Genomic DNA, 20,546 nt, shown 5'->3' with positions numbered 1-20,546 from the left:
GGCCCAATCGGGGACCCGGGGCCGAAGCGTGTTCGGGTCTTTGGCAGGCTGTGAGGTACCAACGCATGAGTACGCGCCGTCCCGTCATGGACGGCGCCCCTCTGTCCGCTCACCCCAGCGGCCGAACAAGTGCAGGGAGGTCGGCTACCGGCCATGAACATCGTCGTCCTGGTGAAGCAGGTTCCCGATACGGAGAGCCCGCGCAAGCTGAAGTCCGATGACAGCACGCTGGACCGTGCGGCAGCGGACGGTGTCATCAACGAGCTCGATGAGTACGCCATCGAAGAGGGGCTGCGCATCAAGGAGGCCCAGGGCGGCGAGGTGACCGTCCTGACCATGGGCCCCGACAAGGCGACAGAGTCGATCCGCAAGTCGCTGGCCATGGGCGCCGACAAGGCCGTGCACGTCATCGACGACGGCCTGGCCGGCTCCGACGCGCTCCAGACCTCGTACGCGATCCAGCAGGTGCTCGGCCGCACCGGCTTCGACCTGGTGATCCTCGGCTCGGAGTCGACCGACGCGCGGACCGGCGTCCTCGCCGCGATGCTCGCCGAGCGGCTCGGCGTGCCGCAGCTCTCGCTGGCCAACAAGGTCGAGATCGACGGCACCGCGATCAAGGTGCAGCGGCAGACCGACTACGGCTTCGACCGGGTCGAGGCGAGCCTGCCCGCGGTGGTGAGCGTCGTCGAGAAGATCAACGAGCCGCGGTACCCCTCCTTCAAGGGGATCATGGCGGCCAAGAAGAAGCCGGTCGAGACGCTCGACATCGCCGGCGCGGGCATCGACCCGGGGCAGGTCGGCCTGGCCGCCGCGGCCACCGAGGTGGTGGACTTCGCCGAGGCTCCGCCGCGCGCGCAGGGTCAGATCGTCACCGACGAGGGCGACGGCGGCACGAAGATCGCCGACTTCCTCGCGTCGAAGAAGTTCGTCTAGCGAGGAAGGGGATTAAGGAACAATGGCTGAGATTCTCGTCCTCGTCGACCACGTCGACGGTGAGGTCAAGAAGGTCGCCCTCGAACTGCTGACGCTGGCCAACCGGCTCGGCGAGGCCGCGGCCGTATGGGTCGGGCCCGGCTACGAGGGCGCCAAGGACAAGCTCGCCGAGTACGGCGCCGGCAAGGTCTACGTGGCCGCCGACGAGGAGCTGACCTCCTACGTCGTCGCCCCGAAGGCCGCGCTGCTCGCCCAGCTCGTCGGGGCGGGCTCGCCCGGCGCGGTGCTGGTCTCCGCGACGGCCGAGGGCAAGGAGATCGCGGGACGGCTCGCGGTCAAGACCGGCTCCGGCGTGCTCACCGACGTGGTGGACGTGACCGACGGCCTCGTCGCCGAGCACTCCATCTTCGGCGGCGGGATCATCGCGCACGCCAAGGTGCGGACCGGCACGCCGATCATCGCGGTCCGGCCCAACTCCATCGCGCCCGAGGCGGCCCCCGCCACCCCGGTCGAGGAGCAGGTGTCGGTCGCGCTGTCGGATGCCGACAAGGGCGCCAGGATCGTGGAGAAGGTCGTCCAGGAGAAGGGCGAGCGGCCCGACCTCACCGAGGCCGCGATCGTCGTCTCCGGCGGGCGCGGTGTCGGCGGCGCCGACAACTTCACCATCATCGAGGGGCTGGCCGACTCGCTCGGCGCGGCCGTCGGCGCCTCCCGCGCCGCGACCGACGCCGGCTGGTACCCGCACTCGTTCCAGGTCGGCCAGACCGGCAAGACCGTGTCGCCGCAGCTCTACATCGCGGTCGGCATCTCCGGCGCCATCCAGCACCGGGCCGGGATGCAGACCTCGAAGACGATCGTCGCCATCAACAAGGACCCCGAGGCGCCGATCTTCGAGCTCGTCGACTACGGGATCGTGGGCGACCTGTTCCAGGTCGCCCCGCAGCTCACCGCGGAGATCACCAAGCGCAAGTAGGCGCTCGGCCCTCCCCGCGGAACGCCCCGCCCCCGGTCCACCGGAGGCGGGGCGTCCCGCGTCCCGGGGCAGGACCGCGTCGCGGACCGGGTCAGGTGCGGGTCGGGGACCGCGACCGGGTCAGGTGCGGGTCGGGGACGGCGCGGGGTAGGGGACCGCCTTGAGGATCTCCGGCCTGATGAGCCCCGCGATGTCGGCGTAGGGGATCTCCACGCGCTTCGAGCCGCAGGCGTTGCTGTAGCCGAGGTCGCCGCCCTGGTAGGTCACCTGGACGCCGGACGGGGTGGGCATGACGGCCACGCTCCCGTCGGTGAGCAGCGTCGGCGTGATGCCGGAGCCCGTGGTCTCGCCCGGGCAGAAGGCGTGGCCCGGCGCGTGCGCGAGCACCTTCTGGTTGAACGGCTCGAGGCCCGGGACGTCGGCGGCGAGGAAGAGGTCGATCGGCCGGTACGAGCGGCCGGTGGTCAGATCGACCAGCACGGACCGGGGCTGGAACCAGCCGACACCGACCTGTCCCCGCACGTCGGTGTCGTAGCGCACCGACAGGAGCTTCGGCCCGCGCAGCAGGACGGTCGCGGTGACGAGGCCGGTGAAGTCGCCGGGCTGCCCGCCCAGGGACCTGCGGGCCTGGGCGAACCGGGCGCGGAGCGGGGCCCGCAGCGCCTGGTCGATCTTCTGGCCGACGGCGGGGGAGCGGGCGTCCTTGACCGTGACGAACCGGCCCTGCGTCCGCCACACCCCGCCGCCCGGAAGCGGGCTCTGCGGTTCCGAGTACGCCTGGAGCACGATGGAGACGGGCTTGGGCCGCGGGGCGGGCTTGCCGTCGGCGGACGCGACGTACACCGCGGCGCCGCCCGCCCCGGCGGCGATCAGCGCGCCGCCCGCGATCGCCGCGGCGCCCTTGGCGCCGACCGCGCCCAGCACCCCCTTGCCGGCCGCGCCCGCCGCGACCTGCCCCGCCCCGCCCATACCGGTCCCGGCGGCCCCGGCCCCAGCACCACCGGCCGCTCCAGCACCTCCGGCCCCGGCTCCGGCCGCCCCGGCTCCGGCCGCCCCGGCTCCGGCGGCTCCGGTGCCCGAGGCGGCTGCTCCGGCCGTCCCCGCCGCTCCCGCCGCCCCGGCGGCTCCGGAGCCGCCCGCGCCAAGGCCGAGCGCGGTGAGCGGGAACAGGACCGACAGCGCGGCGGCGGCACCGGCGAGCGCCCGCACGCCGCTGCGCTCCCAGCCCGGCCCGTAGGCGGCGGACGCGGCGTGCTCCAGCTCGGAGACGAACGCCGCGGCCCCGTGCGGACGGTCCCAGGGGTTCTTGGCCAGCCCGCGCGAGATCAACGGCCGGAGCGGCTCGGGCACGTCCTGCACCGGGATCGGCGCGGTCGTGTGCCGGCCCATCAGCCCGGCCGGGTCGTCCGCGGAGTACGGGCGGCGCCCGGTGACGCACTCGAAGAACACGCATGTCGCCGCGTACACGTCGGTGGCGGGCGAGGCGGGCTCGGCGCGCCACTGCTCGGGCGCCATGTACACCGGGGTGCCCGAGCGGCCCGCCTCGCCCGCGTCCACGGCGATGCCGAAGTCGATCAGCTTGCTCAGCCCGTCCGCCCGCACGATCACGTTGGCGGGCTTGTAGTCGCGGTGGACGATGCCGAGGTCGTGCGCGGCGCCCAGGCCGAGCAGGGAGCCCTTGAGCACCGCCAGCGCGGCCTCGGGGGCGAGCGGCGCCCGCTCGGCGAGCACCGCCTTGAGGGACGCGCCGTCCACGGCCTCCATCACGATCGCGGCCCCGTCGCCGGTCTCGACCAGGCCGTACAGCCGGGCGACGAACGGGTCGCGCAGCCGCGCGAGCAGCTCGGCCTCGGCGCGGAACCGATCCCGGAACCGCGGGTCGGCGGCGAGCCCGGCGGCGAGATACTTGATCGCCGCCGTGGCGCCGGTCGCGTCGTGCCTGGTCAGTACGACGCGCCCCTGTGACCCCTCGCCGAGCACGCGCAGCTCGCTGTACCCGGGAACCCGCCACTCGCCGTCCATCCGGACCCGCCCTTCACGCGACAACGTCAGAGGGCGTTATACCGGATCGGCTCAGGCCGCGACGGGCTCGGTGCGAGGTTCTCCGGGGGCCGGGGACCCGGCGGGAACGGCGGCCCCGCCGGCCGCCACCGCCCCCTCCGGCGCGTGGACGGCCGGGTCGCCGGCCGGGTCGCCGGCCGGACCGGCGGCGCCGATCTCGCTCGCGCCGAGCGGGACGTACCGAGCGCCCACCGCGATCATCAGGGCGAGGACAACGACCACGCCGACCCCGACCCGCAGCGACGTGGCGTCCCCCAGGAAGCCGACCACCACGGGGCCGAGCAGCAGGCCGCCGTAGCCCATCGCGCCGACCTGCGCGACCGCGGCGGCGGGCCGTCCGGGGGCGGCCGTCCCGGCCAGCGAGATCGTGGTCGGCACCACGGTGCAGACCACCAGCCCGGTCAGGAAGAACCCGGCGATGGCGACCGGCGCGCTCGGCGCGAGCACGACGACGGTCATGCCGAGCGCGGTGCCGATGCCCGCGCCGGTCAGCATCCGCCGGGTGCCGAGCCGCATCCGGACCCGGTCCCCGACCAGCCGCCCGAACAGCATGGCCAGCTCGAACATCGGGTAGCCGAACGCGGCGACCGCCTGGGACGCGCCGAGCTCGTCGTGCAGCAGCAGCCCGCTCCAGTCGGCGATCGAGCCCTCGGTCATGAAGGCGATGAACGCCAGCACGCCGATCAGGTAGACCGCCACCGGCAGCCTGCGGGCCCTGCGGCCGGTTCCGGCCTCGGCCGGGGCGGCCGGGTCGGTCAGGTAGGTGCGGCCGAGCGCCAGCCCGACCGGCAGCACCAGGATCGCGGCGATCAGCACGGTCTCGGTGAAGCCCAGCCCGACGGCCGCGGTCACCACGCCGAACAGCCCGCCGGTCATCGCGCCGACGCACCAGCCGGCGTGCATCCCGCTCATGATCGACCGGCGGTACGCCTGCTCGACCACACTGCCCTGCGCGTTCATCGCGATGTCGGTGATCCCGAACGTCATGCCGAACACCGCCACCGCCGCCAGCAGCAGCCCGTACGTCGGGGCGAGCGCGACCCCGACGTAGGACAGCGCGGTCAGCGGCAGCGCGACGCGCAGTACGGCCCGGCTCCCGGCCCGCGCGATCACGGCGCGCAGCCCCTGCATGGCCACGATCGCGCCGAGTCCCCAGATGAGGACGACGATGCCGATCTCGCTCTCGCTGGTCCCGAACTTTCCGGCCAGCGCGGGCATGCGGGCCACCCACACGCCGGTGAGCAGTCCGGCCAGCGCGAAGGTCAGGAACGTTCCCAGACGGGCGCGGAACAGCATGGTTCACCTCATTCTCGACTCGGCGGGGCGCGGCCCCGCTGCGGGGGGACGCCGCGCGGTCGCGCGCGGCATCGGTGTGTGCGATGTCTCAGGGGTTCTGGCGGGCCGGACCATCGGGACCGTTCCAGGCCGGGGAGCCGTCCCCGGCGGGGGAGTCCGTGCGATCGTGCGGCGGGTGGTGCGGTTACCGTTCGAGCAGGGCGAGCATCCGCCGTTTGAGCCGGCCGAGCTCTTCCTCGCCGTACAGCGCGGGCGCGTGGCTCACCACTTCCCACAGGCCCTCGGCGGCCAGCCGGACGACGCCCGCGGTGACCGGGTCGGGATCCTCGCCCGGATCGCGGCCGTGCCAGCACCGCATCGCCTCGTTCAGCGGCTCGGCCAGCTCCGGGTCGGTGGCCGCGGCCGTGATGGCTGACCACCGCCGGTAGGCGCGGGCCTCGCCGGAGAGGATCTCGAACGTGGCCTCGACGTAGGCGCGGGTGTAGGACCCGGGGGAGCCGTCGTCGAAGGAGGCGATCAGGTCGTCGAACTCCTCGATGACCCGCGCCACCATCGCCTTGACCAGGGCTTCCTTGGTGGAGAAGTGGTAGAGCAGCCCGCCCTTGCTCACGCCCGCGCGGTCGGCGACCGCGGCGAGCGTCAGCGCCTGGGTCCCGTGCTCGAAGAGCAGGGACTCGGCGGCGTCGAGGAGGGCGTTCTTCTTCATGGCGTCCTTACTGTACCGGCTGGACGGTATAGAGCCCAACCCGGGGCCGCCGGCCGGTATTCCGCGGTTCCGCGGAACTCGCACCGCCGAGGGGGAACACTGCGCGCGCGGATAATGTTGACCGCGTGGTGACCTACCTGGACCATGCGGCGACGACCCCGATGTCGCCCGAGGCCGTCGACGCGATGACCGCCGAACTGCGCCGGCTCGGCAATCCGTCCTCGCTGCACACGGTCGGCCGCCGGGCCCGCCGGGTGGTGGAGGAGTCCCGCGAGATCATCGCCGACGCGTACGGCGCGCGGCCGAGCGAGGTGGTCTTCACCTCCGGCGGCACCGAGGCCGACAACCTCGCGGTCAAGGGGATCTACTGGGCCCGCCGCGCCGCCGACCCGTCCCGCACCCGGGTGCTGGCCGGATCGGTCGAGCACCACGCCGTCCTCGACGCGGTGCGCTGGCTCGGCGACCACGAGGGCGCCCGGGTCGAGTGGATCCCGTCCGACGAGTACGGGCGGATCCGGCCCGAGGCGCTCCGCGAGGCGATCGGTCCCGGCGGCGGCGCCGATGTGGCCTTGGTCACCGTGATGTGGGCCAACAACGAGGTCGGCACCGTCCAGCCCGTCGCCGAACTCGCCGCGGTCGCGCGCGAGCATGACATCCCGCTGCACACCGACGCCGTCCAGGCGGCGGGCCAGCTCCCGGTCCGGTTCGCCGCCTCGGGCGCGCAGGCGCTCACGCTCAGCGGCCACAAGCTCGGCGGGCCGCTCGGGGTCGGCGCGCTGCTGCTCGCCAAGCCCAAGCCGCCGCTCCACCTCGACCCGGTGCCCGTCCTGCACGGTGGCGGGCAGGAGCGCGACGTGCGCTCCGGCACCCTCGACACCCCCGCCATCGCCGGGTTCGCCGCGGCGGTGCAGGCCACCCTCGCCCGCCGCGACGTCGAGGCGCGCCGTCTCGCGGGGTTGCGCGACCTGCTCGTCGACGCGGTCCGCTCGGCGGTGCCCGACGCGATCCTCAACGGCGACCCGGTGGACCGCCTGCCCGGCAATGCGCACTTCTCGTTCCCCGGCTGCGAGGGCGACGCGCTGCTCATGCTGCTCGACGCGCGCGGGATCGCCTGCTCCACCGGCTCGGCGTGCTCCGCCGGCGTCTCCCAGCCGAGCCACGTCCTGCTGGCGATGGGCGCCGATCCGGCCCGCGCGCGCGGATCGCTGCGCTTCACCCTCGGGCACACCTCCACCGAGGCCGACGTCAAGGCCCTCGCGGACGCCATCGGCCCGGTCGTCGAGCGCGCCCGCCGCGCCGGCCTCACCTGACCGCAGGCCCCCGTCCCGCCGGGACGCCGCGCCGTCTGCGGTGTTTGTCCGAGTTTGGAGGCGTCCGTACGGGGGACAGCGTCGCCGTTCGCAAGGAGGCGGCGTGATGACGACGAAGGTAGCGAGCGAGGGCGGCATCGGCCGCAGGGCCGCCGGGCACCCCTGGTTCCACCGCCTGTCCCGGGGCGGGCTGGTCTCCCGGGGAATCCTCTACCTGCTGGTCGGGTGGCTCGCCGTGCGGATCGGCCTCGGCATCGGCGGCGGCAAGGAGGCCGACAGGAAGGGCGCCCTGCAAACCATCGTGGAGACCCCCGGTGGAACCGTGGCGCTCTGGGGGATGACGCTCGGCTTCGCCGGGCTCGCCCTGTGGCAGTTCTCCGAGGCCAGGTACGGGAAGCCCGTCCCGGACGGCGACAAAGCGACCAAACGGCTGACCGCGCTCGGACGCGCCGTGGTCTACACGGCCGGACTCGCGAGCACGCTCGGATTCCTGCTCGGCCAGGGCGCCGAGTCCAGCGACGAGCAGTCCCGGTCGTACACGGCGCGCGCGATGGCCGAGCCCGGCGGACGCTGGCTGGTGTTCGCGATCGGCGCCGCCTTCATCGGCTGGGGGCTGTTCGTGCTGGGGCACGCGCTCCGGCGCACGTTCCTCAAGGACCTCAAGACCGGCCAGATGGGCCGGACCGCGCGCCGCCTCGTCGAGCCCCTGGGCATCGCGGGCAACACCGCGCGCGGGCTCGTCGGCGGCGCGGTCGGCGGCTTCCTCGTCCACGCCGCGCTCACGTTCCAGCCCGACAAGGCCAAGGGCCTAGACGGCACGCTGCGCCAGTTCGCCGGCACCCCCGCCGGCCGGTGGGGGCTGGTCGCCGTCGCCGTCGGGCTGCTGCTGTTCGGGGGCTACTCGTTCTGCGAGGCCCGCTGGCGCAAGGTCGAGGCCGTCCCCGCCCGTCAGGGCAGGTAGGCCGACAGGACGCGCCACCCGGGGTCGGCGGTCGAGGCCACCTTGGCCTTGCCCTCCGACCAGCCCGCCGCGAGCTGGTCGAGATCGCCGATCACCCCGGAGTCGGGGTCGGCGTACAGGTGGAACACCCGCAGGCCGTCGCCGGTCTCGCGGACCGCCAGCACCGCCTTGTCGCCCAGCTTGGTCAGCTTCTTCTCGAACGCGCGCAGCGCGCCCGCGGAGGGCTCGACCGGGAGCCGGTCGGGGTTGCTGTGCGCGTACGGCACCGTGATCGCCACGTGCAGGTCGCACAGCGGGTAGTCCTGCCGGTGCAGCGGGAACCGGGCGCCCAGCCGCGCCGGGTGGCCGCGGGGCGTGCGGCCCTCGCCGGTCAGCCACTCGGGCTCCTCGAACGGCTCGGCGATCTGCTCGACCACCGAGGCCAGCAGCGCGGGCGGCAGCGAGTCGATCGGCGCCTCGGTCGCGATGGTGACCTCGCCGACCCAGCGGGCCACGTCGTCCTCGCCGAGCGCCCAGTCGAGCACGTGCATCGCGACCTGGAGCTGCTGCTCCTCGGCCACGAACAGGAAGTCGGGGTGGTAGGCGCCGATGTCGACCCGGGCCCGGTCGGTGTCGGCGCGCATGCCGAGCCGCACGTACTCCAGGTCGAACTCGTGGTCGCCGAGCAGCAGGTCCTGGGCGAGCATCTCGGGGTCGGCCTGCCGCGCCGGGTGGAACCGCCAGCCCCCGGCCGCCGCGCCCGCCGGGGCGGCGCGGAACCAGCGCTCGGACAGCCCGCGCAGCTCGGGGTCGCCGCCGCCGGTCACGGTCAGCGTCGGCGCGCGGTCTTCGGCGCCGCCGATCTCCCACTGGAGCTCGGGATGGATCTTGTGGACGCGCCGGGAGAGCTCATCGACCGCGTCGGCGGACAGCCCCCCGCCGGGAGCGTCCAGCTCGCCCGGCGCCCCGGGGCCGGGCCGGTCGGGGTCGAGCGAACCCAGGTCGAGCGGGCCCAGATCGAGCGAGCCCAGATCGAGGGGGTCGGCGCCGGACGGGTCGGCGCCGGACGGGTCGGGGCCGGGCGCCTCCGTGCCCGGACCGGCGGCCAGCGACGCCTCGATCGTCGGGCGGGCCTGGGCCCACCACTCCCAGAATTCGGTGATCGCGGGCAGCGTCGAGGCGGACGCGTCGCGCGGGCGTCGGAAGATTCCCATAGCGTCGAACATCGTACGCGGATTTGCCTGCCCTCCGCCTTCGCCGCGTACGCTCGGAGGACTATGACTCTGCGCGTACTCGCCGCCATGTCCGGCGGCGTCGACTCCGCCGTGGCCGCCGCCCGCGCCGCCGAGGCGGGGCACGACGTCACCGGCGTGCACATGGCCCTGTCCAGCAACCCCCAGTCGTACCGGACGGGCGCCCGCGGCTGCTGCACCCTCGAGGACTCCCGCGACGCGCGGCGGGCCGCCGACGCGATCGGCATCCCCTTCTACGTGTGGGACCTCGCCGAGCGGTTCCACCGCGACGTGGTCGAGGACTTCGTCAGCGAGTACGCGGCCGGCCGGACCCCCAACCCGTGCCTGCGCTGCAACGAGAAGATCAAGTTCACCGCGCTGCTCGACCGGGCCCGCGCGCTCGGCTTCGACGCGGTCTGCACCGGCCACTACGCGCGCCTCGAGGACGGGGCGCTGCGCCGCGGCGTCGACGACGGCAAGGACCAGTCGTACGTGCTGGCCGTCTGCACGCCCGAGCAGCTCGCGCACGCGATGTTCCCGCTGGGCGACACCACCAAGGCCGGCATCCGCGCCGAGGCCGAGCGGCGCGGCCTCCAGGTCGCCGACAAGCCCGACAGCCACGACATCTGCTTCATCGCCGACGGCGACACCCGCGGGTTCCTGGCCGGCCGGCTCGGCTCGGCGCCCGGCCCCATCGTCGACACCGACGGCAACGAGCTGGGCGAGCACGACGGCGCCTACGCCTACACCGTCGGGCAGCGCAAGGGCCTCAGGATCGGCCGGCCGGCGTCCGACGGCCGGCCCCGCTATGTGCTCGACATCTCCCCGGTGACCAACACCGTCATGGTCGGGCCGCGCGAGTCGCTCGACGTGCACGTGCTGGTGGGCGAGCGGCCGGTCTGGCTGAGCGAGCCGCAGGCCGGACCGTTCGGCTGCCGGGTGCAGCTCCGCGCGCACGGCGAGGTGTACGACTGCGTCGCCGAGCCCGCCGGTGACCGGCTGCGCGTCCGGCTGGCCACCGCCGCCCGCGGCGTCGCGCCGGGGCAGGCCGCCGTCCTGTACGAGGGCGACCGCGTCCTGGCCTCCGCCACGATCGCCGAGACCGCGCGCATCGGCGCCTGACGTCCCGCCGCGCGGTGGCGGGAATAATCCCGGCCTTCCGGGCGCAGATATGGTCCGTACGCCATCTCAGCGAGGAGGACGGCCCGTGAAGTTCGGTGTATCGACGTTCGTGACCGATGAGGGCATCGGCCCGGCGGCGCTGGGCCGGGCCCTGGAGGAGCGCGGCTTCGGCTCGCTGTTCCTGGCCGAGCACACGCACATCCCGGTCAAGCGCGAGTCGCCGTGGCCCGGCGGCGCCGAGCTCCCGCGGTTCTACTACCGGACGCTCGACCCGTTCGTGGCGCTGACGGCCGCCGCCGCGGCGACCCGGCGGCTCCAGGTCGGCACCGGCATCGCGCTGGTGGTGCAGCGCGACCCGATCCTGCTGGCCAAGGAGGTCGCCTCGCTCGACCTGGTCTCCGGCGGACGGGCCGTCCTCGGCGTCGGCGCCGGCTGGAACCGCGAGGAGATGCGCAACCACGGCACCGACCCGCGGACCCGGATGCGGCTGCTGCGCGAGCGCGTCCTGGCGATCAAGGAGCTGTGGACCCGGGACGAGGCCGAGTTCCACGGCGAGTTCGTCGACTTCGACCCGGTGTTCTCCTTCCCCAAGCCGGTGCAGGACCCGCACCCGCCGGTGCTGATCGGCGGATCGGGGCCGACCGTCTTCGACCGGGTGGTGGAGGTCGGCGACGGCTGGATGCCGATCTTCGGCCGGGGCACCGACGGGCTGGGGGAGCAGATCACCGAGCTGCGCGGGCGGGCGGGGCACCGCGTCCCGGTCACGGTGTTCGGCACGCCGCCGAAGCCCGAGATCGTCGCCGAGCTCGACGCGGCGGGCGCCGACCAGGTCCTGTTCAACCTGCCGACCGAGCCCGAGGACCAGACGCTGGCGCGGCTCGACCGGCTGGCCGGTCTGCTGTGACCCGGGCGGACGGCGCCGTCGGTAGAGTTCGGGCGTGACGACGAGCTTCCCCTGGCGACCAGGGACTGCGACCGGGACGGGCTCCTTTCCCGGCGAGGACCCGGCCGAGGCACTGCGGATCGTGCTCGGGGAGCTGCCCGAGCTGCCGCACCTGCCCGAGCTGCCCGCCCGCGGGGTCGGCGCCGATCTGACCGGCCGCACCGCCGGGCTGCTGGTCGACCTGGCGGTGCGGGTCGAGCCGTCCGGCTGGCGGTTCTCCGACCGGCCGGGCCTGGACACCCGCAGGTCCACCGACCACCTGGCCCGCGACCTCGATGTCCTGGAGGAGGTCGCGGGCGGGCACGACGGCCCGTTCAAGATCCAGGTATCCGGCCCCTGGACGCTGGCCGCCACCATCGAGCTGCGCGGCGGCGACCGGGCCCTCCGCGACCCGGGCGCGGTGCGCGACCTGACGGCCTCGCTCGCCGAGGGCGTCGCGCGGCATGTCGCCGATGTCGCGCGGCGGCTGCCGCGGGCGCGGATCCTGCTCCAGCTCGACGAGCCGTCGCTGCCCGCCGTGCTGGCCGGCGCGGTGCCGACCGCCAGCGGGTTCTCCCGCCTGCGCGCGATCGAGGGGCCGGTGGCCGGGGAGGCGCTCCGGCAGGTGATCGACACCGCCTGCGCGGGCGACGCCGCGTTCCCCCTGGTGCACTGCTGCGCGCCGGGCGTCCCGTTCGCGCTGCTGCGCGGCGCGGGCGCCAAGGCGATCTCGGTCGACCTGGGCCGGGTGCCCCGGCGCGACGACGACGCCATCGGCGAGACGATCGACGCCGGGGTCGGGCTCCTGCTCGGCGTGGTGCCGGGGACCGACGCCGCGCTCCCGTCCCTCCAGCAGACCGCGGCGCCCGTCCGGGCGCTGTGGCAGCGGCTCGGCTTCCCCGCCGAGCGGCTGGCCGGGCAGGCCGTCATGACGCCGGCCTGCGGCCTCGCGGGCGCCTCGCCGCGCTATGCCCGGGAGGCCCTGAAGCGCTGCCGCGACACCGCCCGGATGCTCTTCGAGGCCGCACCGTAGACCGCTGACCTGGGGCGCGGCGGGTGTCCGTCCTGTCGGTGCCGCACGCCAGAATGGGTCCATGACCTTGAGCGAAGGCGTTCCGGTGAAGGCGGCTCGGCGGCACAGCGAGCTGACCGAGCAGATCGACGAGGGCAACTACCGCTACTACGTGCTCGACGACCCGACGCTGAGCGACGCCGACTACGACCGGCTGATGCGCGAGCTGAAGGCACTGGAGGACGACCATCCCGAGCTGGTCACCCCGGGCTCCCCGACGCAGCGGGTCGGCGCGCCGCTGGTCACCGACTTCGCGACCGTCGAGCATCTGGAGCGGATGCAGAGCCTCGACAACGCGATGAACGCCGACGAGCTGGTCGCCTGGGACGAGCGGGTCCTCAAGGAGGTCGGCACGGTCGCCGGCTACCTGTGCGAGCTGAAGATCGACGGGCTGGCCATCGCGCTGGTCTACGAGGGCGGCCGGCTGGTCCGCGCGGTCACCCGGGGCGACGGGCGGACGGGTGAGGACGTCACGCTCAACGTCCGCACGATCGGCGCCGTCCCGTCCCGGCTGGAGGGGGCGGGCTGGCCCGAGGTGCTGGAGGTCCGCGGCGAGGTGTTCCTGCCGGTCGAGGGGTTCGAGCAGGTCAACGTGGGGCTGGTTGAGGCCGGCAAGGAGCCGTTCGCCAACCCGCGCAACGCCGCCGCGGGGTCGCTGCGGCAGAAGGATCCGCGGGTCACCGCCCGCCGCCCGCTCGGCATGCTGGTGCACGGGTTCGGCGCGTGGCGGGGCGGTGCGCAGCCGGACGGCCAGTCCGGGGCGTACGAGCTGATGCGCGGCTGGGGCCTGCCGGTCAGCGACCGCTACAAGGTCGTCGACGGCCTCGACGCGGTGCGCGACTACATCGCCTACTGCGGCGAGCACCGGCACGAGACGGCCTATGAGATGGACGGCGTGGTCGTCAAGGTCGACCAGTTCGCGTTGCAGCGCAGGCTGGGGTCGACCTCGCGCGCCCCGCGCTGGGCGATCGCCTGGAAGTACCCGCCCGAAGAGGTCAACACCAGGCTGCTCGACATCAAGGTGGGCGTGGGCCGCACCGGGCGCGTCACCCCGTACGGCGTGATGGAGCCGGTCAAGGTCGCCGGTTCCACCGTCGAGCGCGCCACCCTGCACAACGCGAGCGAGGTCAGGCGCAAGGGGGTGCTGATCGGCGACACCGTGGTGCTGCGCAAGGCGGGCGATGTGATCCCCGAGATCGTCGCGCCGGTGACCGGGCTGCGCGACGGGTCCGAGCGCGAGTTCGAGATGCCGGCGCGCTGTCCCGAGTGCGGCACCGAACTGGCCTACGAGAAGGAGGGCGACGCCGACATCCGCTGCCCCAACGCGCGGTTCTGCCCGGGGCAGCTTCGCGAGCGGCTGTTCTTCCTGGCGAGCCGCAAGGCGCTCGACATCGAGGCGCTCGGCTACGTCGCGGCGACCGCGCTGACCCAGCCGCTGGAGCCGAGCGATCCGCCGGTGAAGAACGAGGGCGACCTGTTCCACCTGAGCGTCGACCGGCTGCTGCCGATCAAGAGCCTGGTGCTCGACCCCGACACCGGCACGCCCCGCACCGACCCCAAGACCGGCGACCCCAAGGTCGTCACGTTCTTCGCCAACAAGGAGGGCGAGCCGAAGAAGACCGTCGGCACGCTCTTCGAGGAGCTGGAGAAGGCCAAGGCGCAGCCGCTGTGGCGGGTGCTGGTCGCGCTGTCGATCCGGCACGTGGGGCCGTCGGCCGCCCAGGACCTCGCGCGCGAGCTGCGCTCCCTCGACGCGATCGCGAGCGCGACCGAGGAGGAGCTGGCGGCGGTCGACGGGGTGGGGCCGACCATCGCGGCCACCGTGCGGGCGTGGTTCGAGGTCGACTGGCATCGCGAGATCGTCGACAAGTGGCGGGCCGCCGGGGTGCGGATGCGCGACGAGGGCGAGGCCGGGCCGCGCCCGCTCGACGGCGTCAGCGTGGTGATCACCGGGTCGCTGGAGGGGTTCAGCCGCGACTCGGCGACCGAGGCGGTGCAGCGGCTCGGCGGGAAGGTCTCCGGGTCGGTGTCGAAGAAAACGGGCTTCGTCGTCGCGGGCGACAGCCCCGGGTCGAAATACGACAAAGCCGTCAAGCTGGGCGTTCCGCTCCTGGACGAGGCCGGGTTCCGAATCCTGCTGTCCGATGGGCCAGATTCGGCCAAAAACGTAACCCAGCGCGGGGACGGATAACCGCCCGTGGTCGTAGGGTTGCTCACCAGGAATTAGTTACTGAACGGTACTTCACAACTACCCACGGGTAGTACTCTGTCAGAAAATGAGCATAACGGAACGTACGCGACCGGTTTCGCGAAGTTGAGCGGAGGCCGTACCCTCCCAGTCATCACGACCCACCTGAACCACCGGCCGCACCGCGCGAGGCGCCCCAGCCACGCGGACCGGCCGGCACCGGGGGACGGCCCCCCGAACCCCCCGAGGATGTGATGAAGGACCCGAACAACACGCGGAACACGGCGCCGCGCCGGGGTTCTCCGTTGTGGATCTACATCTCCGCCGTCATCGTGCTCGGCGCGCTGTCCAGTGCCGCCGCGCTCGCCGAGCTGACCGGCCCCGACGTGGACGCGCTGCTCGGCAATCCGGTGTTCTGGATCCTGGGCTGCTTCATCGTGTTCGGCGAGCTGCGCCCGATCATCACGCCGGGCTCGACCGAGAACAACGGTGCGACCACCTCCACCACGTTCTCGTTCGCCGCGCTCCTGTACGCCGGGCTGCCGATCGCCGCGCTGCTCCAGGCGATCGCCGTGATCACCTGCGGGATCTTCCGCGGCCGGACCCCGCACCGCATCGCGTTCAACACCGCGCAGTACACGCTGAGCCTCGCCGCCGCCCAGCTCGTGCTCGCGCTGTTCGGCGACCGGGCCACGCCCACCGAGCTGTGGGTGCCCGGCGGGCCCGACCTGCCCGCCATCGCACTGGCCGGCACCGTCTACTTCCTGTGCAACGACACCCTCGTCGGCGCCGCCGTCGCGCTGCACGAGCGCGTCTCGCTGGTCAAGGCGCTGCGCTGGGACATCGCCTACCAGGTCCTGGTGCACCTGGCGCTGCTCGGGCTGGCGCCGCTGATGGTCGTCGCGATGGATCGGTCCGCGCTGTTCGTCCCGCTGATCGTGCTGCCGTTCATCGCGGTCTACCTCAACGCCTCGGTCTCGGTCCGGCGCGAGCACCAGGCGCTGCACGACGGGCTGACCGGGCTGCCCAACCGCAAGCTGCTGATCATGCGGACCGAGGAGGCGCTGAACGAGCTGCGCCGGCCCGGCGGCCGGGGCGGCCTCGGCTCGTCCCGCCGCCGGCGGACGGCCGACGGCCCGCACCAGCGCGCCGGGCTGTTCCTGCTCGACCTCGACCGGTTCAAAGAGGTCAACGACACGCTCGGGCACCCCACCGGCGACCGGCTGCTCCAGCTCGTCGCGCACCGGCTCACCCACAGCATCCGCCCCGGCGACCTGGTGGCCCGGCTCGGCGGCGACGAGTTCGCGGTGCTGCTCCCCACCGTCCGCGACGAGGCCGCCGCCCGCGAGATCGCGGCCCGGCTCCGCGCCGCGCTCAGCGAGCCGGTGCGGCTGGACGGCATGTCGTTCGACCTGGAGGGCAGCGTCGGCATCGCGCTGTTCCCCGACCACGCGCCCGACTTCGAGCTGCTCCTCCAGCGCGCCGACGTCGCGATGTACAACGCCAAGGAGGCCCGCACCGGCGTCGAGGTCTACTCGCCCGGCCGCGACCGCAACTCCCCGGCGAGGCTCAGCATGCTCGGCGACCTGCGCCGCGCCGTCGACCGCGGCGAGCTGGAGCTGTTCTACCAGCCCAAGGTCTCCCTGCACGACGGCCAGCTCGTCGGGATGGAGGCGCTGCTGCGCTGGCGGCACCCCGACAAGGGCCTGCTCGAACCCGCCGCGTTCCTGTCGGTCGCCGAGCAGACCCATCTGATGCGGTCGATCACGCACCATGTGGTCGACGCCGCGCTCTCCCAGGCCGCCGCCTGGTGGCGCGACGACCTGACCGTCCAGGTCGCGGTGAACGCCTCCGGCCGCGACCTGCTCGACACCGGCCTGCCCGAGGTCATCGAAGCGGGCCTGCTCTCCCGCGGCCTGCCCGCCGCCGCGCTCCAGCTGGAGATCACCGAGCGGATCCTGATGAACGAGCCGGCCTACGCCTCGGACACCGTCGGCGCGCTGGCCGAGCTCGGCATCCCGCTCAGCCTCGACGACTTCGGCACCGGCTACTCCTCGCTGGTGCGGCTCAAGCGGATGCCGGTCGAGGAGATCAAGATCGACTCCTCCTTCGTCCGGCGGCTGGCCGAGTCCGCCGACGACGCGGTGATCATCCGCTCCATCGTCGACCTGGTCCGCACGCTCGGGCTGCGCTCGGTCGCCGAGGGCGTGGAGGACCCGCAGACCGCCCGGCTGCTGCGCGAGATGGGCTGCGACGCCGCGCAGGGATGGCACTTCGGCCGTCCCATGGACGCGGCCACCGCCACCGACTGGCTGCGCCGCCGGATGGAACGCGCCCCCGAACCCGCGGCCTGACCGGACGGAGGGGGCCGGGCCCATAGGATGGCCGGGAATCCCATCGATCGCAGAAACGGTTTCCACATGCTTGATGAGCACGCCGCCCAGGGCGGAGCCATCACCAGGGACCAGGCGGCCCACCTCGCCCGGCTCTCCCGGCTCGCCCTCGGCGACGACGAGCTCGGCCGGCTCGCCGCCCAGCTCGATCAGATCATCGCCGCGGTCGCGCGGGTGCAGGAGGTCGCCGCGGACGACATCCCGCCGACCTCGCACGCCCTGCCGCTGACCAACGTCTACCGCGCCGACGAGATCCGTCCCTCCCTCACCCCGGAGCAGGCCCTCGCCGCCGCCCCGGCCGCCGAGGGCGGACGCTTCCGCGTCCCGCGCATCCTGGACGAGGAGGCCTGATGACCACATCGACCGAGCTGGTTCGCAAGGGTGCGGCCGAGCTGGGGGCGCTCATCGCCGGCGGTGAGACGTCCGCCGTCGAGGTCGCGCGGGCCCATCTCGACCGCATCGCCGCCGTCGACGGGCAGGTGCACGCGTTCCTGCACGTCGACGCCGAGGCGACGCTGGCGCAGGCGCGCGCGGTGGACGAGCGGCGCGCGGCGGGGGAGGAGCTCGGCCCGCTGGCCGGCGTCCCCATCGCGCACAAGGACGTGTTCACCACCACCGACATGCCGACCACCGCGGGATCGAAGATCCTGGAAGGCTGGCGGCCCCCCTACGACGCGACGATCACCAGCCGGCTACGCGCGGCCGGGCTGGTCATCCTCGGCAAGACCAACATGGACGAGTTCGCGATGGGCTCGTCCACCGAGAACAGCGCCTATGGCGTCTCGCGCAACCCCTGGGACCTGGGCCGGGTCCCGGGCGGGTCGTCCGGCGGGTCGTCGGCCGCGGTCGCCGCCTATGAGGCGCCGCTGTCCACCGGCACCGACACCGGCGGCTCGATCCGGCAGCCCGCCGCCGTCACCGGGATCGTCGGCGTGAAGCCGACCTACGGCGGCTCGTCCCGCTACGGCGTGATCGCGTTCGCGTCGTCGCTCGACACCCCGGGCCCGTTCGCCCGCAGCGTCGGCGACGCGGCGCTGCTGCACGAGGCGTTCAGCGGGCACGACCCGATGGACTCCACCTCCATCGACCGCCCGGTCCCGCCGGTCGTCGAGGCGGCCCGCCGCGCCGATGTCGAGGGGCTGCGCGTGGGCGTGGTCAGGGAGTTCGGCGGCGACGGCTACCAGCAGGGCGTGACGGCGCGCTTCACCGAGGCGGTCGAGCTGCTGGAGTCCCTCGGCGCGAAGGTCGTCGAGGTGTCCTGCCCGCACTTCTCCACCGCGCTGCCCGCCTATTACCTCATCGCCCCGTCGGAGGCCTCGTCCAACCTGGCCCGCTTCGACGCGATGCGGTACGGGCTGCGGGTCGGCGACGACGGCACCCGCAGCGCCGAAGAGGTCATGGCGCTCACCCGCGCCGAGGGCTTCGGCCCCGAGGTCAAGCGGCGCATCATGCTCGGCACTTACGCGCTGTCCTCGGGCTACTACGACGCCTACTACGGCAAGGCGCAGCAGGTCCGCACGCTGATCGCGCGCGACTTCGACGCCGCGTTCGAGCAGGTGGACGTGCTGGTCTCGCCGACCACGCCGACCACCGCGTTCGCCATCGGCGAGCGCGCCGACGACCCGATGGCGATGTACCTGGCCGACCTGTGCACGATCCCGTCCAACCTGTCGGGCAACGCGGCCATCTCGGTGCCGTGCGGCCTCGCCGAGGACGGCCTCCCGGTCGGCCTTCAGATCATGGCCCCGGTCCTGGCCGACGACCGCGTCTACCGGGTCGGCGCCGCGGTGGAGCGGGCCCTCGAAGACCGCTGGGGCGGCCCGCTGCTGGCCAAGGCCCACGAGCTGGAGGCTGCCAAGTGACGACCCCGACGCTGATGCCCTACGACGAGGCGCTGGCGAGGTTCGAGCCGGTGCTGGGCATCGAGACCCACATCGAGCTCGGCACCTACTCCAAGATGTTCTGCGGGTGCGCGACCTCGTTCGGCGCCGAGCCGAACACGCAGGTGTGCCCGGTGTGCCTCGGGCTGCCCGGCTCGCTGCCGGTGACCAACCACGCGGCGATCGAGGGCATCATCAAGATCGGCCTGGCGCTGAACTGCTCGATCGTGGAGTGGTGCCGGTTCGCCCGGAAGAACTACTTCTACCCGGACATGCCGAAGGACTACCAGATCTCCCAGTACGACGAGCCGCTGTGCGTCGACGGGTATCTGGAGGTCGAGGTCGACGGGGCCGTCTACCGGGTCGAGATCGAGCGCGTGCACATGGAGGAGGACACCGGCAAGTCGCTGCACGTCGGCGGCGCCACCGGGCGGATCCAGGGCGCCGACCACTCGCTGGTCGACTACAACCGGGCCGGCATCCCGCTCGTCGAGATCGTCACCAAGCCGATCCCGGCGACGGGCGACAAGGCGCCGCTGGTCGCGCGGGCCTACGCGACGGAGCTGCGCGAGCTGGTGCGGTCGCTCGGCGTCTCGGACGTGCGCATGGAGGAGGGCTCGATGCGCTGCGACGTCAACGTGTCGCTGATGCCGCGCGGCGCGTCCGAATGGGGCACCCGCACCGAGACCAAGAACGTCAACTCGCTGCGGTCGGTCGAGCGGTCGGTGCGCTCGGAGATCGAGCGGCAGGCGGGCGTGCTCGACGCGGGCGGGCGGATCGTCCAGGAGACCCGGCACTTCCACGAGGACACCGGCCGCACCACCAGCGGGCGCAGCAAGGAGGAGGCGCAGGACTACCGCTACTTCCCCGAGCCCGACCTGGTGCCGATGGCGCCGTCGCGGGAGTGGGTGGAGGAGCTGCGCGGGTCGCTGCCCGAACTGCCCGCCGCGCGCCGCCGCCGCGTCCAGGGCGAGTGGGGGCTGTCCGACCTGGAGCTGCGCGACGTGGTGAACGCGGGCGCGGTCGAGCTGATCGAGGCGACGATCGCCGCGGGCACCGACGCGGGCTCGGCGCGCAAGTGGTGGATGAACGAGCTGTCCCGCCGCGCCACCGAGCAGGGCACCGAGCTGGCCGAGCTGCCGATCACGCCCGAGCAGGTCGCCCGGATCCAGGCGATGGTGCAGGCGGGCGAGCTGAACGACAAGCTGGCCCGGCAGGTCTTCGAGGGCGTCCTCGCGGGCGAGGGCACGCCGGACGCGGTCGTCGCGGCGCGCGGGCTCAAGGTGGTCAGCGACGACGGTGAGCTGGTCTCGATCATCGACGGGGTGATCGCCGACAACGCGGCGGTCGCTGACAAGATCCGGGCCGGGAAGGTCGCGGCGGCCGGCGCGCTGGTCGGCGCGGTGATGAAGGCGACCCGGGGCCAGGCCGACGCGGGCCGGGCCCGCGAGCTGATCCTGGAGCGGCTCGGCGCCTCCTGAGGCGCGCCCCCGTTCCCGCGTCGGGCCGTCGCGGGAA

General features: G+C 73.6%; 16 protein-coding genes. 12 read left to right on the top strand and 4 right to left on the bottom strand.

Translation table 11 applies throughout. The features are described from left to right. The first annotated feature begins 153 nt into the window (after positions 1-153). Together QP090_RS06310 and QP090_RS06305 are read left to right on the top strand one after the other, a co-directional pair. Entirely contained in the window at positions 154-933 is a 780-nt protein-coding gene (locus QP090_RS06310; RefSeq protein WP_285937537.1) for an electron transfer flavoprotein subunit beta/FixA family protein, read from the top strand. Positions 934-955: 22 nt separating this feature from the next. Further along, complete coding sequence (locus tag QP090_RS06305; RefSeq protein WP_285937536.1) at positions 956-1,906, top strand: electron transfer flavoprotein subunit alpha/FixB family protein; 951 nt, start codon at positions 956-958, stop codon at positions 1,904-1,906. A 120-nt stretch (positions 1,907-2,026) separates the two neighbouring features. Here QP090_RS06305 and QP090_RS06300 read toward each other — a convergent pair whose 3' ends face one another. The 3 genes from QP090_RS06300 to QP090_RS06290 all read right to left on the bottom strand — a co-directional run bounded on the left by QP090_RS06300 (position 2,027) and on the right by QP090_RS06290 (position 5,969). Next, positions 2,027-3,928, bottom strand: coding sequence for a serine/threonine-protein kinase (locus tag QP090_RS06300; protein WP_285937535.1), 1,902 nt, complete (start codon positions 3,926-3,928; stop codon positions 2,027-2,029). Positions 3,929-3,979: 51 nt separating this feature from the next. After that, the gene (locus QP090_RS06295; protein ID WP_285937534.1) at positions 3,980-5,263 is read right to left on the bottom strand and encodes an MFS transporter; all 1,284 of its coding nucleotides are present in this window, start codon (positions 5,261-5,263) and stop codon (positions 3,980-3,982) included. A 184-nt stretch (positions 5,264-5,447) separates the two neighbouring features. Beyond that, positions 5,448-5,969, bottom strand: a complete 522-nt coding sequence (locus tag QP090_RS06290) for a TetR/AcrR family transcriptional regulator (protein ID WP_285937533.1) — start codon at positions 5,967-5,969, stop codon at positions 5,448-5,450. A gap of 128 nt (positions 5,970-6,097) precedes the next feature. Here QP090_RS06290 and QP090_RS06285 point away from each other — a divergent pair, with 128 nt between their 5' ends. Beyond that, on the top strand, positions 6,098-7,279 hold the full coding sequence (locus QP090_RS06285; protein WP_285938592.1) for a cysteine desulfurase family protein: 1,182 nt from the start codon (positions 6,098-6,100) through the stop codon (positions 7,277-7,279). Between the two features lie 106 nt (positions 7,280-7,385). After that, positions 7,386-8,240 carry a DUF1206 domain-containing protein gene (locus tag QP090_RS06280; protein ID WP_285937531.1) on the top strand — a complete coding sequence of 285 codons (855 nt, stop codon included), beginning with the start codon at positions 7,386-7,388 and terminating at the stop codon, positions 8,238-8,240. Here the strand turns inward: QP090_RS06280 and QP090_RS06275 are convergent. Beyond that, positions 8,228-9,433, bottom strand: coding sequence for a DUF695 domain-containing protein (locus tag QP090_RS06275; protein WP_285937530.1), 1,206 nt, complete (start codon positions 9,431-9,433; stop codon positions 8,228-8,230). The two genes, QP090_RS06280 and QP090_RS06275, sit on opposite strands and share 13 nt — an antisense overlap. A 63-nt stretch (positions 9,434-9,496) precedes the next feature. On the opposite strand from QP090_RS06275, the gene mnmA reads away from it, so the two are divergent. The 8 genes from mnmA (at position 9,497) to gatB (ending at position 20,509) form a co-directional block, all read left to right on the top strand. Further along, positions 9,497-10,573, top strand: coding sequence for a tRNA 2-thiouridine(34) synthase MnmA (gene mnmA, locus QP090_RS06270; RefSeq protein ID WP_285937529.1), 1,077 nt, complete (start codon positions 9,497-9,499; stop codon positions 10,571-10,573). Between the two features lie 85 nt (positions 10,574-10,658). Further along, entirely contained in the window at positions 10,659-11,477 is an 819-nt protein-coding gene (locus QP090_RS06265) for an LLM class F420-dependent oxidoreductase (RefSeq protein WP_285937528.1), read from the top strand. A 34-nt stretch (positions 11,478-11,511) separates the two neighbouring features. Then, entirely contained in the window at positions 11,512-12,528 is a 1,017-nt protein-coding gene (locus QP090_RS06260) for a methionine synthase (RefSeq protein ID WP_285937527.1), read from the top strand. A 61-nt stretch (positions 12,529-12,589) separates the two neighbouring features. Next, positions 12,590-14,758, top strand: coding sequence for an NAD-dependent DNA ligase LigA (gene ligA / locus QP090_RS06255; RefSeq protein WP_285937526.1), 2,169 nt, complete (start codon positions 12,590-12,592; stop codon positions 14,756-14,758). Positions 14,759-15,009: 251 nt separating this feature from the next. Beyond that, the gene (locus QP090_RS06250; RefSeq protein ID WP_285937525.1) at positions 15,010-17,109 is read left to right on the top strand and encodes a putative bifunctional diguanylate cyclase/phosphodiesterase; all 2,100 of its coding nucleotides are present in this window, start codon (positions 15,010-15,012) and stop codon (positions 17,107-17,109) included. Between the two features lie 66 nt (positions 17,110-17,175). Then, positions 17,176-17,499 (top strand): Asp-tRNA(Asn)/Glu-tRNA(Gln) amidotransferase subunit GatC, encoded by a 324-nt coding sequence (gene gatC / locus QP090_RS06245; RefSeq protein ID WP_285937524.1) that lies wholly within the window; start codon positions 17,176-17,178, stop codon positions 17,497-17,499. Next, entirely contained in the window at positions 17,499-19,010 is a 1,512-nt protein-coding gene (gene gatA, locus QP090_RS06240) for an Asp-tRNA(Asn)/Glu-tRNA(Gln) amidotransferase subunit GatA (protein WP_285937523.1), read from the top strand. The genes gatC and gatA overlap by 1 nt, the downstream gene beginning before the upstream one ends. A 14-nt stretch (positions 19,011-19,024) precedes the next feature. Then, the gene (gatB, locus tag QP090_RS06235) at positions 19,025-20,509 is read left to right on the top strand and encodes an Asp-tRNA(Asn)/Glu-tRNA(Gln) amidotransferase subunit GatB (RefSeq protein WP_285938591.1); all 1,485 of its coding nucleotides are present in this window, start codon (positions 19,025-19,027) and stop codon (positions 20,507-20,509) included. Positions 20,510-20,546: the final 37 nt, after the last annotated feature.

Origin of the sequence: Actinomadura xylanilytica (assembly GCF_030283145.1) — a bacterium.
Taxonomy (GTDB): Bacteria; Actinomycetota; Actinomycetes; order Streptosporangiales; family Streptosporangiaceae; genus Spirillospora; species Spirillospora xylanilytica.
The sequence above is the reverse complement of the archived record's forward strand: the minus strand, read 5'-3'. Positions and strand labels throughout refer to the sequence as shown.

Bases quoted from the DNA above. Each gene is read 5' to 3' on its own strand.
- QP090_RS06310 (WP_285937537.1), top strand. From the start codon at position 154: ATGAACATCGTCGTCCTGGTGAAGCAGGTTCCCGATACGGAGAGCCCG.
- QP090_RS06305 (WP_285937536.1), top strand. From the start codon at position 956: ATGGCTGAGATTCTCGTCCTCGTCGACCACGTCGACGGTGAGGTCAAG.
- QP090_RS06300 (WP_285937535.1), bottom strand. From the start codon at position 3,928: ATGGACGGCGAGTGGCGGGTTCCCGGGTACAGCGAGCTGCGCGTGCTC.
- QP090_RS06295 (WP_285937534.1), bottom strand. From the start codon at position 5,263: ATGCTGTTCCGCGCCCGTCTGGGAACGTTCCTGACCTTCGCGCTGGCC.
- QP090_RS06290 (WP_285937533.1), bottom strand. From the start codon at position 5,969: ATGAAGAAGAACGCCCTCCTCGACGCCGCCGAGTCCCTGCTCTTCGAG.
- QP090_RS06280 (WP_285937531.1), top strand. From the start codon at position 7,386: ATGACGACGAAGGTAGCGAGCGAGGGCGGCATCGGCCGCAGGGCCGCC.
- QP090_RS06275 (WP_285937530.1), bottom strand. From the start codon at position 9,433: ATGGGAATCTTCCGACGCCCGCGCGACGCGTCCGCCTCGACGCTGCCC.
- mnmA (WP_285937529.1), top strand. From the start codon at position 9,497: ATGACTCTGCGCGTACTCGCCGCCATGTCCGGCGGCGTCGACTCCGCC.
- ligA (WP_285937526.1), top strand. From the start codon at position 12,590: ATGACCTTGAGCGAAGGCGTTCCGGTGAAGGCGGCTCGGCGGCACAGC.
- QP090_RS06250 (WP_285937525.1), top strand. From the start codon at position 15,010: ATGAAGGACCCGAACAACACGCGGAACACGGCGCCGCGCCGGGGTTCT.
- gatC (WP_285937524.1), top strand. From the start codon at position 17,176: ATGCTTGATGAGCACGCCGCCCAGGGCGGAGCCATCACCAGGGACCAG.
- gatA (WP_285937523.1), top strand. From the start codon at position 17,499: ATGACCACATCGACCGAGCTGGTTCGCAAGGGTGCGGCCGAGCTGGGG.
- gatB (WP_285938591.1), top strand. From the start codon at position 19,025: ATGCCCTACGACGAGGCGCTGGCGAGGTTCGAGCCGGTGCTGGGCATC.